Raw genomic sequence first — 13,901 nt, forward strand, 5'->3', positions numbered from 1 at the left:
GGTTTGGCAAGCATGATCCGACGTCGACGTCCGATTAAGGCAGTGGCTGCTGCGATAGCCACCTTCACCGTGTTTGCCGGAGCCGTGGTCGCCGCCGCGCCGACCCAGGCCACGCTCGGCCTCGATGCGCAAATTACCGCGACTCATGCAGGGCCGCAACAGTATCCGAACGTCTACATCGACTGGGACATCCCGATCACCATGAGTGACGGCACGGTGCTGAAGGCGAATGTGTACCACCCGGCCGACGCCTCCGGCCGGCCGATCGTCGAGCCGACGCCGACCATCGTGAACCTCACGCCCTACACCAAGCTGATGGCGAATATCGCCGACTCCGTGCTGGCCATCCCCGGCCTGGCCGAGCCGCTGATGCAGGCGCTGCACGGCTTCGATCTCTCCGCGTACGGCCTGAGCGGGATCAGTGATCTGGCACAGGCATTGGCGGGCGGCGCCGCGCGCACCTTCGCGGTGGATCGCAAACTGGTGCAAAGCGGCTACACCCAGGTGGTCGTCGACGTGCGCGGCACCGGCTTCTCGCAGGGCACCTGGCAGGTGTTCGGCGATCGCGAGCAGCAGGACGGCGTCGAGGTCGTCGACTGGGCGGCTGCGCAGCCGTGGTCCAACGGCAAGATCGGCATGAGCGGCATCTCCTATTCGGCCATCAACCAGTTGCAGACCGCGGAGCGCAGACCCGCAGCGCTGCAGGCGATCTTCCCGATCGTGCCGGGCAGCGATCTGATCCGTGACGTCGCCGCACCCGGCGGCGCACTCGGCATCGGGTTCATCCCGGAATGGCTGCTCGCCGTCGACGGTACGAAGCTGATTCCCGACGTGGTGTCCATGCTGGCGGGCAAGTTCGACTGGACCTGGCTGGCGGATCGCGTCCGTGACCCGTTCACCTTCTTCAACATGATCATCATGGCGCTGGGCACTCAGAGCATGGATCAGATTCCGCCCGAGATGTATTCGGTGCTCGACGATCAAAGTCCGCTGCGCACCGCCTGGATCGGGCATCCCGATCGTATCGATGTGCCGACCTTCGTCTACGGCGGCTGGCAGGACATCTTCGCCTACTCCTCGCCGCGGGTCTACAACGCGATCAACGTGCCCGACAGCCAGAAGAAGCTGGTGATGGATAACAACTATCACATCACCACCGGCTCGGGCATGGGTGACGCCGACGGACCGGCTGCCCTGGATGTATTGCAGCGCGCGTGGTTCGACAAGTGGCTCAAGGGCATCGACAACGGCATCGATGACTACGACCAGGTCACCCTGTGGCAGCAGGGCGGCGGCTGGACCCACACCTCGGCCTTCCCGCGGCCCGATATGGATTACCGACGTATGTATTTGAACGCGGCCGCCTCGGGCACCGCGCCGGGCAGCGCCTACGACGGCAGCCTCACCGGCGTGCCGGGCGGACCCGCACGGGTTTCGATCGCGCCCGGCCTGACCACGCTCTGCTCACGCGACGGTGTGCAGGGGACAGCGGGCATCCTGCCGCTCCCGGACATCTGCACGAAGGATTCGCGGATCGCGGAGACCAATGGACTGACCTTCACCAGTGCGGCGGTCGCTGTGCCGACACAGATCTCCGGCCCGATCGCGATACACCTCGATACCGTCCTGGACGCCACCGACGGCTACTGGACCGTGACCCTGAACGACGTTGCGCCGGACGGACGTTCGACCCAGTGGACGCACGGCCAACGCACCGCATCCCTGCGCGCCGTCGACGAGAGCAAGGCCACCCGCTCGGCCAACGGCGACTACACCGACCCCTACCCATATCTGACCCTGGACACCCGCGAACCGATCGTGCCCGGCCGGCCGACGGTCATCGATATCGGCATGTTCGCCACCGACGGTGTGCTGCAACCGGGCCACCGGCTACGCGTCGACATCTTCGCCGGAAACTTCCCGAGCAGTCTTCCGTTGCGCCCCTTGCTGAATGAGAGCGGGTTGAAGCCGCAGCACATCGAGCTGGACCCGAATCAGCCGAGCTGGGTGAACATTCCGGTCGACGGCGAGCCGGGCTGGTAGCCCCCGTCCGCGCTGCGGTGACGGTGTCGACGGTAGTCGAGTGGTCGCTCACTCGACTGCCGTCGGCGAGGCGGTCGTCGGGCTGGGGCGGGTCAGGCTGGGCCGGAACCGAGTAGGAGTAGGGCGGCGCGGGTGAGAGTGGGGGCCAGCGCCGGTAGGTCGTGCGGGCCGGAATCGATGAGGGTGGCGCGGACGCGATCGTCGATACCGCCGAGCAGGACATCGAGTAGTCCCGGATCGGGTTCGGCCCGAAGTGCGCCTGCGCGCACACCGATTCGGGCGGCCGCGATCATCCGGTAGCCGAACATCCGGTGGGTGCGGGCTCGGCGCGCGATGAGTCCCGGCCCGGCGGCAAGGGTTTCGATGTGCAGCGCCCGTGCGGCGGCGGGCTCGGCCGCCAGGAAGTCCAAATAGGTCTCCAGCGTGGTGCGCACCAACTCGTCGAAGGTGTCGGCGCCGGACTCGGTGACCACCCGGTCGAGCTCACGGGTGATCGTCTCGACCGCGAAATCGAAAGCGGCGGTGAAGCATTCCTCTTTGCTCTCGAACAGCCCATAGAACGTGCGCCGGGCCACCCGGGCCCGACCGACGATGTCGGTGATCGTGGTCGGGCCGTAGCCGAGTTCGGCGACCGCCTCCAAGGCGGCGATATATAGCCGCTCGCGCTGTGACGTCACGACTTCGTCCCGGGTCAAGCGATGCGGCCCTCGGGGCAATCGGTGCGGAGAAGCGCTGGTCAAGACGGTCATAGTGCCGACGATTCTGCCACACCTGGAACTTTCGCCCGGAAATTCTGTCCGGCCCACAAAGACTCAGTGCAGAGCGCTGCCCTGGACCCACTCGTCCCACGGCACGCCCCAGTCGCCGTTCTGCCAGACCTCGAGCGGTGCGCCGCCGGTATTGCGGACCTCGACTACATCGCCCGGAATCGCAAAATTGTAGAACCACTGGGCATTCGCGGCGCTCAGGTTCAGGCAGCCGTGCGAGAGGTTCTGGCTGCCCTGCGCCCAGACCGTGGAATCGAGCTGGTGCAGATAGATGCCGTCGGTGCTGATGCGGGTGGCCCAGCCGATGGCCTCCTTGTAGCCGAGCCGGGAATTGACCGGCAGGCCGTAGGTGGAGGAGTCCATGATCACCGGATTGCCCTTGTCCATCACGGTGTAGATGCCCGGCTGGGTCCAGAAGCTCAGCGTCTTACCCGCGATGACCTCGCTGCCACCTCTACCCATCGAGGTGGGCATGGTGCGAATCAGATTGCCGTTCTCGAAGACCTGCACCTGTTTGGTGTTGTCATCCGCGATGGAGACATGCGATGGGCCGATGGTGAAGGTGGTCTTGGTGTCCTCCTGGCCGTAGAGGCCGCCGCCGAGGTCCGCGCCGTAGATGTTGGCCGCGGCGGTCACCTTGGTGCCCGGTGCGAAGTACTGCTGCGGCCGCCAGTGCGCGTTGCGCTTGTCGAGCCAATACCAGGAACCCTCGACCGGCGGGTTGGTCGTCACCGAGAGCCGTTTCTCCGCGACGGCCTTATCCGGTACGTCCTCATCGAAATGCGCGACCACGACGGTGCCGACACCGAAGGTGCCGCCGTCCGCCAGCGGGGTGCCGCCGGTGGTGGTCATATATACCTTGGTCTGATTGTTCGGCGCCAGCGTGCTGAAGGTCGAGATGGTCGGCCCGACGCGGCCGGTAATGGTGAGGCTTTCGGCGCTGATCGTGTAGGTGTGCCCGTAGCCGAGTGGATCGACGGGCTTCCACGCCGTCTTGTCCGGGGTGTAGATGCCCTCGATCGAACGGCCCGCCTCATTGGTCAGGGTTACCGAGGTGAGCATGCCGTCGTTCGCGGTCACCACGACCGGTGCGAGGGGATCGACATTGTTGCCACCGCCCGGAGTGATGACTATCGGGGGCGGCGGTGGTCCAGCCTGGGTGGTCGGAGCTTCCGACTTCGATGAACATCCGGCGACGAGCAACATCATCACCAATGCAAAACCCGCAGCGGCTCTCCACCGGAAGCGGCGACTCGACATGACTCTCCTGTGTTTCGCCGTGCGTTCCCTGCGGCGCATCTACGACATACTGGCCCGTGCCGTAGTTTACCGGCCATTTCGGGCGTGGTTCACCGCCGCAGGTGTGACCTGCGCGAACATCCGGCCTCAGTTGACGCAGGGCACGCTGCTGCCGATCGTGGTCGCGACCGGCTTGCCCGCATCGGGTGCGGGTGCGGCGGAGCTGGTGGTCGCCGTCGCGCTGGTGGTCGGCACCAGTTCGGTAGGCATGGTGAAATCGGTGCCGACGACCACGGTGATGTGGCCGGGTTCGACATTCGGCGATGTGGTCGCGGTGAGGCCGAGGATGTCGCCCAGTTGCGCGGCGTCGGCATCGGCGCCGGTGCCATAGGTGATGGTGGAGGTTGTGCTGGTGCGGGTGCTGGTGGCCACGGTGCCCGCCGTATAGCCGCGTTTGGTGAGTGCGGTCGACAGCTGAGCGGCCCGACCGGTGTATCCGCTCGCATTGTTGACATCGACGATGCTGGTCGGGGCGCGCACCGAGGTGGTCGGCGTGGTCTCGATGCCGAAGGCGGCGCGCACTTCCTTCTTGATGGCCGCCGGATCGACGATATTGACGTCCTGACCGTCGATATTGTCGTAGCGCAGCACCGGCAGCGTCCGGAATTCGACCGAGATCGAGCCCGCCGAACCGAGGTCGCGGGCGAAGTCGAGCAGATTCCAGCCGTCGGACAGCACGATATCGCGGTGTGCCACATCCATGAGACCGGAGAGCTTGCTGAAGTTGGTCAGCGTGCCGGTGTCCTTCAGCGATTTGGCGACCGAGGTGAGGAAGGCCTGCTGGCGGTGGGTGCGGTCGAGGTCGCCGTTCTCCAATCCGTGGCGTTGGCGCACGAAGGACAGCGCATTGGCGGCATCGAGATGCTGCGGACCGGCCGGGAAGACGGCACCGGAGTAGTAGCTGTCGTCGACCGCGTGGTTGAGGCAGACATCGACGCCACCGAGCTTATCGGCGAGATCGTAGAAGCCGACGAGCGAGATTTCGGCGAAGCGGTCGATGGGGACGCCGACCAGATTGCGCACCGTCTGCACGATCGATGCGCGCCCCGCCTCGCGGCCCGCCCGTTCCAGGGCCACCTTGTCCTTCATGCCCGAGTTTTCCAGCTTGGTCTCGGTGGCCGCCTTCTTCAGCCCGTAAGCTTCCTTGATCTTGGCGTGGTCGTAGCCCGGAATGCCGGAAACCGCGACATAGTCGTCACGCGGAATGGAGAACGCGACGATCTTGTGCATATCCGCAGGAATATGCAGCAGGATCAGCGAATTCGCGTTGTAGCCGCCGTTGTCGCCGTCGCCGGCGTGCAACTGGTCCAGGATCGTCTTCGGCAAGTCGTTGCCGTCGAGGTCCTTGCGGGTATCCAGGCCGATCAGCAGGATATTCAGGTCGCCGCCGAGTGAGCGCGGCGCGTCCTTGCCGATCGCGTCGGTGTGGGTGAAGCCATTATCGAATTCGGTCTTTGCCGACCAGGCGAATCCGGTGCCGGACAGAACGGCCAGAGCGGCGATCGATGTCAGGACGCGCATTGCGATCTTTGCCGCTTTGCGGGCGCGATGAGGTTTCGGATCCGCTCGTCGGTGCGCTGCTCGCCGGTGTCCGGTGGGGTGAGTCTCGGTGATTTTTGGAAGCTCGACGGTGTCGTCATCCATGGCGGCGGCCTAGGTCCCGGGTCATCTCGCCGCCTCAGCTTTCGTCTCGGGTCACGACACAGCGCATGTCCGGGTCATACCCGCTGACGACTAGTTGCACCCGCTAGTGACTGCTTGCAGGTCACTCGAAGGCCTGCTCAACCTTCCCAGTGTTACCGACAGCGCTCGGGGCAGGCAAGAATCGGACATTGTGACCTGCACAGATTGACGATCTAGTCTCGTATACATGGCTGCTCCCGTGTTGCTCGTCCTCGGTGCCGGTCCCGGCGTGGGGCTGTCCGTCGGCCGCCTTTTCGCGCGCGACGGGTATGTAGTGGTGCTGGCCTGTCGGCTCGGCGCGGAGGCCGAGCCGTTGGCGAAGGAATTGCTGGGCGAAGGTTTCGATGCCGAAGGTGTCGGTGTGGATTTGGCCGATCCCGACGATGTCACTCGTATTGTGACCGAGGTGGGCGAGCGGCATGGGCGCATCGACGTGCTGCACTTCAACCCGAGCATCTTCCGGCAGGCTGATCCGCTGCGGTTGACGGTCGCGGAGTTGATCGAGGACTTCACGATCGGCGCCGCGGCGCTGCTGCCCGCGGTACAGGCCGCGCGGCCATTCTTCGCCGCCGGTGCGCGCGTGCTCGTCACGGGGAGTGCGGCGGCGGATAAGCCGTGGCATGAGGCGGCATCGCTCGGTGTGCAGAAGGCGGCGGTGCGCAATCTCGTCACCAGCCTGGACACCACCCTGGCGCCGCAGGGCTTCCGCGCCGTCGCGGTGCAGATCAATGGTGTGCTCGGCGAAGGTGCGTTTACCCGGGAGCGGGTCGCCGCGGCGTTGCATGCCGCCGCCGTCCGCCCCCTCGACGATTGGACACCGCATGTGTCCTATAACGGCTGATCCGACAAGACATTCCGACCAACGACGCGCCAGCGCCGGATTCTCCTTCGACCAGAACGGGACCCGCGCGGGTGTCACCGTCCGCACCGAAGGACCGGCCGAGCGGGTCGCGACGAAGGAGGATGGATGCGGCGGTTCAAGGTAACGACGGCTTTGGTTGCCGCACTGATGATTTCGGTGCTGCCGCATCTCGCGGCGTCCTCGGCGCAACCGGCCACAGTGCACCCCCAGGTGCTGCAAGCCAGGCTGGATGACCTGGTCCGTTCGGCTTTCGTGCCAGGGGGGCAGCTGGTTGTGACCGCCGACGGCGACGCGACTCAGATCAATAGCGGCGTCGGCGATCTCGCGACGGGCGCTCCGTTCCCGGATGACGCACAGGTTCGGATCGCCAGCAATACCAAGACATTCGTGGCGACCGTGGTGCTGCAGTTGGTGGGGGAGGGGCGAGTCGAGCTCGACGCTCCGGTCGAGCGTTATCTGCCCGGTGTGGTGCGCGGCCCCGGCGGCGACGGGAATCTGATCACCGTCCGAAATCTGTTGCAGCACACCAGCGGTATTCCGGACTATCTCCTTCGATTGGACTGGGGGTCCGTCGAGGCATTGCAGCGGTACCAAACCCCGGATCAGCTGATCCGACTCGGTTTGGATATGCCCGCGCTGTTTGCGCCCGGTTCGCGTTTCAGCTACTCCAATACCAATTACCTACTGGCCGGAAAGCTGATCGAGCAGGTCACGGGACGGCCGCTAGGTGTCGAGGTGACCTCCCGGATCCTGGTCCCGCTGGATCTCCAAGACACCTATTGGCCCGCATTCCCGCAGGAGAACGTGATTCGCGGTCCACACCCGCGCGCATATCAGATCTTCAACGGTGCCCAGGTCGACATAACCGATATCGACCCGGGCTGGGGCCTGGCCGATGGCGCGCTCGTCTCCACCGATGCCGACCTGAACCGCTTCTTCACCGCCCTCCTCTCCGGAAAACTGCTGCGCCCAACCGAACTCGCCGAAATGCAGCACACCATCCAGGGCGCCGACCCAGCCCTCCCCGACGATGTCGGCCTCGGCCTGTACCACCGCACCAACGCCTGCGGCATCGATATCTGGAGCCACGGCGGCGCCATGGACGGCTTCTTCGTCTTCGGCGGCTACACCCCCGCCCGCTCGATAACCGTCAGCCTCAACCAAGTCCCGCCCCTGTTCGGCCTCGGCTACAAGGGCGCCATGGACAACCTGGTAGACGCCGCCTTCTGCGGGTGAGGGAGTCAGTTCTGCGGCACGGCTGGTCGAGGTCGACCGAATGGCCGGTGGTGGAACTACTTCGGTGCGGGCGGCGCGGGTTGGGTCGTCGTCTTGTCCGCGAACCGGGTGGTGCCGTCCGGAGCCACCATCGTGTTGGCGTAATCCACCCCGGAGGCGATCAGGACCGGTCCGCCCACGACGATCGTGCCGATGATCCCGCCGAGCGCCGCACCGGTGGTCAAGCCGAGGATGCAACCCGCGGCAATGGTGGCGACACATCCGACGACCGCGCCTATGGCAGTGCCGACAAAGCCGCCGACCGCCGTGGCCAGACCGAACTGGGTGGCGAATTCATTGCGGGCGCGGTTGTTTTCGGTCATCGATGCCACCGGCTTGACGGCCAGTGGCTGCGAGATGTCGAGTCCGGCGGGCTTCTGCGGTGCCAGTTCCAGTACCGTGCCATCCTTTTCGACCACCGGCTTGACCGGTATGTCGGTATCGGCGACCCGGAACCGCAGCGGCAGTGTCAGGACGAGGTGGCCGTCGGTATCGGCCAGATCGACGACATCGACCACATCGGCGATATCGGCGGCCTTGCCGTCCTTATCGACCAACGTGCCGTCCTTGTCGACCAGCCGTCCGTCGCCACCCGCCGCGAGCTCGCTTTCCGCCGCCTTGGAAAGGGTGAAGGTGCCGCCACGCACGCTGGCAACGACCGTTTTGTCGACTAGCTTGACCGAGTAAGTGATGTCCTGCCGCGCGGGTTCGGCGACCGGCTCGGCATGCGAGACTCCGGCGCCCAAGGTCACGGCACCGATGACAAGGATCGCCGCCGCAGTGCTATCGCAAAGCTTCATTCGGGTATTCCGTTCCGTCATCAGAGGTTTGGCTCTCCGCACCGCCCACGCAGGCTCGACTCTCCCGCTCGGGATGTTCCCCCGTTGAAATCTACTCACATGTGCGGCAAGGAGATCGAGGGGAGCCTAGCCGAGCCTGCGGTGCGAAGCGACCTTATTCGGGACGAAAAATCGATGCCAGCTATGACACGGTTACTTCCTCCGGTGTGTCGACCTGCGGCGTGGGCCGTGTCCGCAGCAGTGCCAACCCGAGTAGTGCGGCGGCGATGCTGAAGCCCGCACTGATCCAGGCACCGATCGACATGGCATCGGTGAATGCTTCCTTGGCCGGTTCGACATATCCGAGTTGGAATGCGGCGCCGATGGATTCACGTGCGGCAGCGGGTGCGTCATCGGGCATATGCGACGTGAACACACCGGCCAGTACGCTACCCAAGATCGCGATGCTGATCGCCATGCCGACCTGCTGCAACGTGTCGTTCATGGCCGAGCCGACGCCCGCATGCTGGAGCGGAATGGCGCTCATGATCGCGGCATACGCGGCCGGACCTGCCAGACCGCCGCCGATCCCCATGACCAGCATGCTGCCCAGCACCGCGAAATATCCGGAACCGACGGCCAGGATTGCGAACGCCCCGCCCATGACGAGCAGACCGGCGACGATGAGCGTCTTATTGCTCAACTTCTTGCCCAGCGTCGCGCCGAGACCGTTGCACACCGCGGCGGCCACCGCATACGGCAGCAGGGCCAGACCCGCCTTCATCGGCCCGTAGCCGAGTACGAACTGCAGGTACTGGGTGAGCATCAGCATGATCGCGCCCATACCGAATACCATCAGCAGCAGCGTGCAGCAGGTGCCGGTGAAATCGCGATTGCGGAACACCGCCAGCGGCAGCATCGGATGCGCCGACCGGCTCTCCCAGACCACGAATGCCAGCCCCGTGACGACGGCGAGTCCGATCATCGGGATATTCCACTCGCGCTCGATGATCACGTAGACCGTCGAGGTGAGCGCGACGATGGACAGCAGCACGCCGATCAGATCGACCGGTCGCTGCTCACCGGTGGATTCCGGCATCAGAACCAGGGCGGCGACAATCGCGAGCACCGCGACCGGGATATTGAGCAGGAACACCGAACCCCACCAATAGTGCTGCAGCAGCAGGCCGCCCAGCGTCGGTCCGAGGACGATGCCGACCATCGATACGGTGGACCAGGCCGCCATCGCCTTGCGCCGCTCATCCTCGGCAAAGGTGGTCATCAGAATGGACAGGGTCGACGGCATGAGCAGCGAACCGCCGACGCCCATCAGGGCGCGCGCGCCGACCACCTGCCACGGCTCGGTCGCCAACACTGCCGCGAGCGATGCCGCGCCGAACAGTGCCAGCCCGAGCACCAGCATGCGCCGCCGCCCGAACCGGTCGGACAGGCTGCCCGCGGTGAGCAACAGTCCAGCGAAGACGAGGACGTAGGCGTCGAGGATCCACTGGACGTCCGACGGCGTCGCGTCGAGTTCCCGGATCAAAGACGGAATGGCGATATTGAGCACAGTGCCATCGATCATCAGCACCAGCAGAGACAGACAGAGGACCCCCAGAATCCACCAGCGGCGAGGATCTCGTACAACGTTCGATTCCACTCGAACACCGTACGATAGAATCGCACAATGTGCGAGAGAATTATGCTGGCCCTGTGACAAAGCAGCAGTTCTCCTCGGTGTGGACCCGCGAGCCGCGCCAACCGAAGGCGGCCGGACTGCGCCGCGACCAGATCGTCGCCGCCGCAATCGAGGTATTGGACGCCGACGGGCTCGGCGCGCTGAGCATGCGAAAGCTCGGCGCGAAACTCGATGCGGGCGCGACCAGCCTCTACTGGCATGTCGCGAATAAGGATGAACTGCTCGAACTGGTCCTCGACGAGATCTGGGGGCTGGTGCGAATTCCGGATCCGGACCAGGCCTCGTGGCGTGAGGTCGTCACGACCTACGCCTACAACTTCCGGCTCACCATGCTCGACCACACCTGGGTGACCACCTTGATCGGCTCCCTGCCGAGCGTCGGCCCGAAGGCCTTCGAACTCAGTGATCGACTGCGCCGCAGCTTCATCGGCGCCGGATTCACCGGCATCGATATCTACCTCGCGAGTAGCACCGTGACGAGTTATGTACTCGGGCAGGTCATCCCGGAGATCACTGCGGCGAAGGCATTCGGCGACAAGGGTTTCGACAAGGAGATGGTGCTCGACGTCATGGATGAGCTCGCCTCCGGGTATCCGGAGATGCTCGCCGACTACCGGAACATGCAACCCGCCGATTATCAGACCGCCCGCGCGATGGCCTTCGATTTCGGTCTGCTCTGCGTCATGGACGGTCTGGAATCACGGCTGCGCAAGTGACCCCTCGGGAATAGATGGCGATACCGCCCTGTTGGTTGCCATATCCACCAAATAGGTGTCAGACTTTCCGAGAGGAGGCGTAGTGCAGTTCGGAATCTTCACGGTGGGCGATGTGACGGTCGACCCGACGACGGGTCGGGCCCCGACCGAGCACGAGCGCGTCAAGGCGATGGTCGCGATCGCGCGCAAGGCCGAAGAGGTCGGCCTGGATGTATTCGCCACCGGCGAGCATCACAACCCGCCCTTCGTGCCGTCGTCGCCGACCACGATGCTCGGCTATATCGCGGCGCAGACCGAGCGGCTGCAGCTGTCGACGGCGACCACACTCATCACCACCAATGATCCGGTGAAGATCGCCGAGGACTTCGCCATGCTGCAGCATCTGGCCGACGGTCGCGTCGATCTGATGCTCGGCCGCGGCAATACCGGTCCGGTCTACCCGTGGTTCGGCAAGGATATTCGCGAAGGCATCCCGCTGGCGATCGAGAACTACCATCTGCTGCACCGGCTTTGGCGCGAGGATGTGGTCGACTGGGAAGGCCGATTCCGTACTCCGTTGCAGGCGTTCACCGCAACGCCGCGACCGCTGGACGGCGTACCGCCGTTCGTCTGGCACGGGTCGATCCGCAGTCCGGAAATCGCCGAGCAGGCCGCCTATTACGGCGACGGCTTCTTCGCGAACAATATCTTCTGGCCGAAGGAGCACTTCCAGCGCCTGATCGAGCTGTATCGGCGCCGCTTCGAGCATTACGGCCACGGCTCCGCCGACCAGGCCATTGTCGGCCTCGGCGGACAGGTGTTCATGCGCAAGAACTCTCAGGACGCGGTGCGCGAATTCCGGCCCTACTTCGACAATGCGCCGGTCTACGGCCACGGCCCGTCGCTCGAGGATTTCACCGAGCAGACGCCGCTGACCGTCGGCAGTCCACAGCAGGTCATCGAAAAGACCATGACGTTCCGGGAAAGCTTCGGCGACTACCAGCGACAGCTGTTCCTGATGGATCACGCGGGTCTACCGTTGAAAACGGTGCTGGAGCAACTCGATCTGCTCGGTGCGGAGGTAGTTCCGGTGCTGCGCAAGGAGTTCGACGCACTGCGTCCGGCCCATGTCCCGGATGCGCCGACTCATGCGTCATTGGTCGCGGCTCGTGCCCAGGACAGCGCCGTGGAGGTCCGGTGATCTCGGAATTCGCCGACCCGACCTGATTCCCCGGTGCAACGGCGCACCGATCTTGTAGTGCCAGAACTGAATACTCGTTCGATATACAAGTAATTGAAAAATCAACCATATGAGGAGACCCGCAATGTCGACCACCACCGCCAAGGATCTGACCGCAGGCACCTGGGTCATCGATCCCGCCCACTCCACCCTCGGCTTCACCGTGCGTCACCTGATGGTCAGCAAGGTCCGCGGTCGCTTCGCCGACTTCTCCGGCAAGCTGGTCATCAACGAAGACGGCACTGCCTCGGCCGAGGCCGAGATCCTGGTCGAGTCGGTGACCACCGACAACGAGCAGCGCGACGCGCACCTGCGCACCGCCGACTTCTTCCACGCCGCCGACTTCCCGGTGGCCACCTTCAAGTCGACGGGATTCCGCATCAATGGCGAGGATTTCGTCGTCGACGGTGAGTTCACCATCCGCGGCACCACCCGCCCGGTCACCCTCGATGTCGAATTCCTGGGCGTCAACCCCGGTATGGGCCAGGGCCCGGTCGCCGGTTTCGAGGCCAAGACCGTCATCAACCGTCGCGACTTCGGCATCACCATCGATATGCCGCTGCCCGACGGCGGCGCGGTGATCGGCGACAAGATCACCCTCATCCTGGAGATCGAGCTCGGCCTCCAGGCCTGATCAGGACCGACGTAGTGCTTTCGCCGCCGCCCGGGGTCAGCAACCGGGCGGCGGCGCTTACTCTGAATTCCATGTCCAGATTCGACGCCCTCGCTATCGAGCGGTTGTGCGGGCTGCTGGCGGGGCGGCGGGTTGCGGTGCTGACGGGGGCCGGGGTGTCGACCGACAGTGGGATTCCGGATTATCGAGGGCCGGGGTCGCCGTCGCGGACTCCGATGACGTATCAGCAGTTCGTGGGGGATGCGGCGTTTCGGCAGCGGTATTGGGCGCGCAACCATATCGGGTGGCGGGCCATGGACGGGTCACGGCCGAATGCGGCGCATCGGGCGTTGGCGCGGTTGGAGCGGGCGGGCATTGTGTCCGGGCTGATCACGCAGAATGTCGATCTGCTGCATACGAAAGCGGGTCATCGGCGGGTCATCGATCTGCACGGGACCTATGCGCGGGTGCGGTGCCTCGGCTGCGAGGCGCTGATCTCTCGGATGACTTTGGCCGAGCGGTTGGAGGCGGCGAATCCGGGTTTCGCGGCGTCGGCGACTGCTACCGGGGTGGAGGTGGCTCCCGATGCCGATGCGGTGGTCGCCGATACCGCGAATTTCCGGATGGTGGACTGCGCGCGCTGCGGCGGCATGCTCAAGCCGGACATCGTGTACTTCGGGGAGAACGTCCCCAAGGAGCGCGTCGCCACCGCGTTCGAAATGGTCGAGGCGGCGGACGCGCTGCTGGTGGCGGGATCGTCGTTGACGGTGATGTCCGGGCTGCGGTTCGTGCGATATGCGGCGAAACAGGGCAAGCCGGTCGCCATCGTGAACCGCGGCCGGACCCGAGGTGATGAACTCGCCACGCTCACCGTCGATGCCGGGTGCGCGGATGTGCTGACCGCGCTGGCAGATTCCCTTGGTGCCGAGCGCGTTCCCGTCTGACC

The 13,901-nt window shown here is 65.0% G+C and carries 12 protein-coding genes; 7 read left to right on the forward strand and 5 right to left on the reverse strand.

All coding sequences use genetic code 11. From position 1 onward, the window contains the following. The first annotated feature begins 12 nt into the window (after positions 1-12). Positions 13-2,043 (forward strand): CocE/NonD family hydrolase, encoded by a 2,031-nt coding sequence (locus tag OIE68_RS38915; RefSeq protein WP_419150625.1) that lies wholly within the window; start codon positions 13-15, stop codon positions 2,041-2,043. A gap of 92 nt (positions 2,044-2,135) precedes the next feature. On the opposite strand, the gene OIE68_RS38920 is transcribed toward OIE68_RS38915, so the two are convergent. The 3 genes from OIE68_RS38920 to OIE68_RS38930 form a co-directional block, all read right to left on the reverse strand. Continuing rightward, entirely contained in the window at positions 2,136-2,720 is a 585-nt protein-coding gene (locus OIE68_RS38920; protein ID WP_327095887.1) for a TetR/AcrR family transcriptional regulator, read from the reverse strand. 135 nt (positions 2,721-2,855) lie between these two features. Next, complete coding sequence (locus OIE68_RS38925) at positions 2,856-4,070, reverse strand: L,D-transpeptidase (RefSeq protein WP_327095888.1); 1,215 nt, start codon at positions 4,068-4,070, stop codon at positions 2,856-2,858. A gap of 126 nt (positions 4,071-4,196) precedes the next feature. Further along, positions 4,197-5,630 carry an LCP family protein gene (locus tag OIE68_RS38930; RefSeq protein WP_419150626.1) on the reverse strand — a complete coding sequence of 478 codons (1,434 nt, stop codon included), beginning with the start codon at positions 5,628-5,630 and terminating at the stop codon, positions 4,197-4,199. Positions 5,631-5,979: 349 nt separating this feature from the next. Between OIE68_RS38930 and OIE68_RS38935 the strand changes: the two genes are divergently transcribed. Then, positions 5,980-6,633, forward strand: a complete 654-nt coding sequence (locus tag OIE68_RS38935) for an SDR family oxidoreductase (protein ID WP_327095890.1) — start codon at positions 5,980-5,982, stop codon at positions 6,631-6,633. Between the two features lie 126 nt (positions 6,634-6,759). After that, a complete protein-coding gene (locus OIE68_RS38940; protein WP_327095891.1) occupies positions 6,760-7,890 on the forward strand; it encodes a serine hydrolase domain-containing protein in 1,131 nt (376 codons plus the stop codon). A gap of 56 nt (positions 7,891-7,946) precedes the next feature. Here the strand turns inward: OIE68_RS38940 and OIE68_RS38945 are convergent, their stop codons facing one another. Together OIE68_RS38945 and OIE68_RS38950 are read right to left on the reverse strand one after the other, a co-directional pair. Continuing rightward, a complete protein-coding gene (locus tag OIE68_RS38945) occupies positions 7,947-8,729 on the reverse strand; it encodes a hypothetical protein (RefSeq protein WP_327095892.1) in 783 nt (260 codons plus the stop codon). A gap of 181 nt (positions 8,730-8,910) precedes the next feature. After that, entirely contained in the window at positions 8,911-10,368 is a 1,458-nt protein-coding gene (locus OIE68_RS38950; RefSeq protein ID WP_327095893.1) for an MFS transporter, read from the reverse strand. A 53-nt stretch (positions 10,369-10,421) separates the two neighbouring features. On the opposite strand from OIE68_RS38950, the gene OIE68_RS38955 reads away from it, so the two are divergent. The 4 genes from OIE68_RS38955 to OIE68_RS38970 all read left to right on the forward strand — a co-directional run bounded on the left by OIE68_RS38955 (position 10,422) and on the right by OIE68_RS38970 (position 13,899). Further along, positions 10,422-11,123, forward strand: a complete 702-nt coding sequence (locus OIE68_RS38955) for a TetR/AcrR family transcriptional regulator C-terminal domain-containing protein (RefSeq protein WP_327095894.1) — start codon at positions 10,422-10,424, stop codon at positions 11,121-11,123. A gap of 82 nt (positions 11,124-11,205) precedes the next feature. Further along, positions 11,206-12,303 (forward strand): LLM class flavin-dependent oxidoreductase, encoded by a 1,098-nt coding sequence (locus OIE68_RS38960; protein WP_327095895.1) that lies wholly within the window; start codon positions 11,206-11,208, stop codon positions 12,301-12,303. A gap of 124 nt (positions 12,304-12,427) precedes the next feature. After that, positions 12,428-12,976, forward strand: a complete 549-nt coding sequence (locus tag OIE68_RS38965) for a YceI family protein (RefSeq protein WP_327095896.1) — start codon at positions 12,428-12,430, stop codon at positions 12,974-12,976. A 71-nt stretch (positions 12,977-13,047) separates the two neighbouring features. Further along, complete coding sequence (locus OIE68_RS38970) at positions 13,048-13,899, forward strand: NAD-dependent protein deacetylase (RefSeq protein ID WP_327095897.1); 852 nt, start codon at positions 13,048-13,050, stop codon at positions 13,897-13,899. Positions 13,900-13,901: the final 2 nt, after the last annotated feature.

This window comes from Nocardia vinacea (assembly GCF_035920345.1).
In the GTDB taxonomy this organism is placed as follows: domain Bacteria; phylum Actinomycetota; class Actinomycetes; order Mycobacteriales; family Mycobacteriaceae; genus Nocardia; species Nocardia vinacea_A.

Excerpts from the sequence above, each read along its gene's own strand:
- OIE68_RS38965 (WP_327095896.1), top strand. The coding sequence starts at position 12,428 with ATGTCGACCACCACCGCCAAGGATCTGACCGCAGGCACCTGGGTCATC.
- OIE68_RS38915 (WP_419150625.1), top strand. The coding sequence starts at position 13 with ATGATCCGACGTCGACGTCCGATTAAGGCAGTGGCTGCTGCGATAGCC.
- OIE68_RS38945 (WP_327095892.1), bottom strand. The coding sequence starts at position 8,729 with ATGAAGCTTTGCGATAGCACTGCGGCGGCGATCCTTGTCATCGGTGCC.
- OIE68_RS38970 (WP_327095897.1), top strand. The coding sequence starts at position 13,048 with ATGTCCAGATTCGACGCCCTCGCTATCGAGCGGTTGTGCGGGCTGCTG.
- OIE68_RS38940 (WP_327095891.1), top strand. The coding sequence starts at position 6,760 with ATGCGGCGGTTCAAGGTAACGACGGCTTTGGTTGCCGCACTGATGATT.
- OIE68_RS38930 (WP_419150626.1), bottom strand. The coding sequence starts at position 5,630 with ATGCGCGTCCTGACATCGATCGCCGCTCTGGCCGTTCTGTCCGGCACC.
- OIE68_RS38935 (WP_327095890.1), top strand. The coding sequence starts at position 5,980 with ATGGCTGCTCCCGTGTTGCTCGTCCTCGGTGCCGGTCCCGGCGTGGGG.
- OIE68_RS38925 (WP_327095888.1), bottom strand. The coding sequence starts at position 4,070 with ATGTCGAGTCGCCGCTTCCGGTGGAGAGCCGCTGCGGGTTTTGCATTG.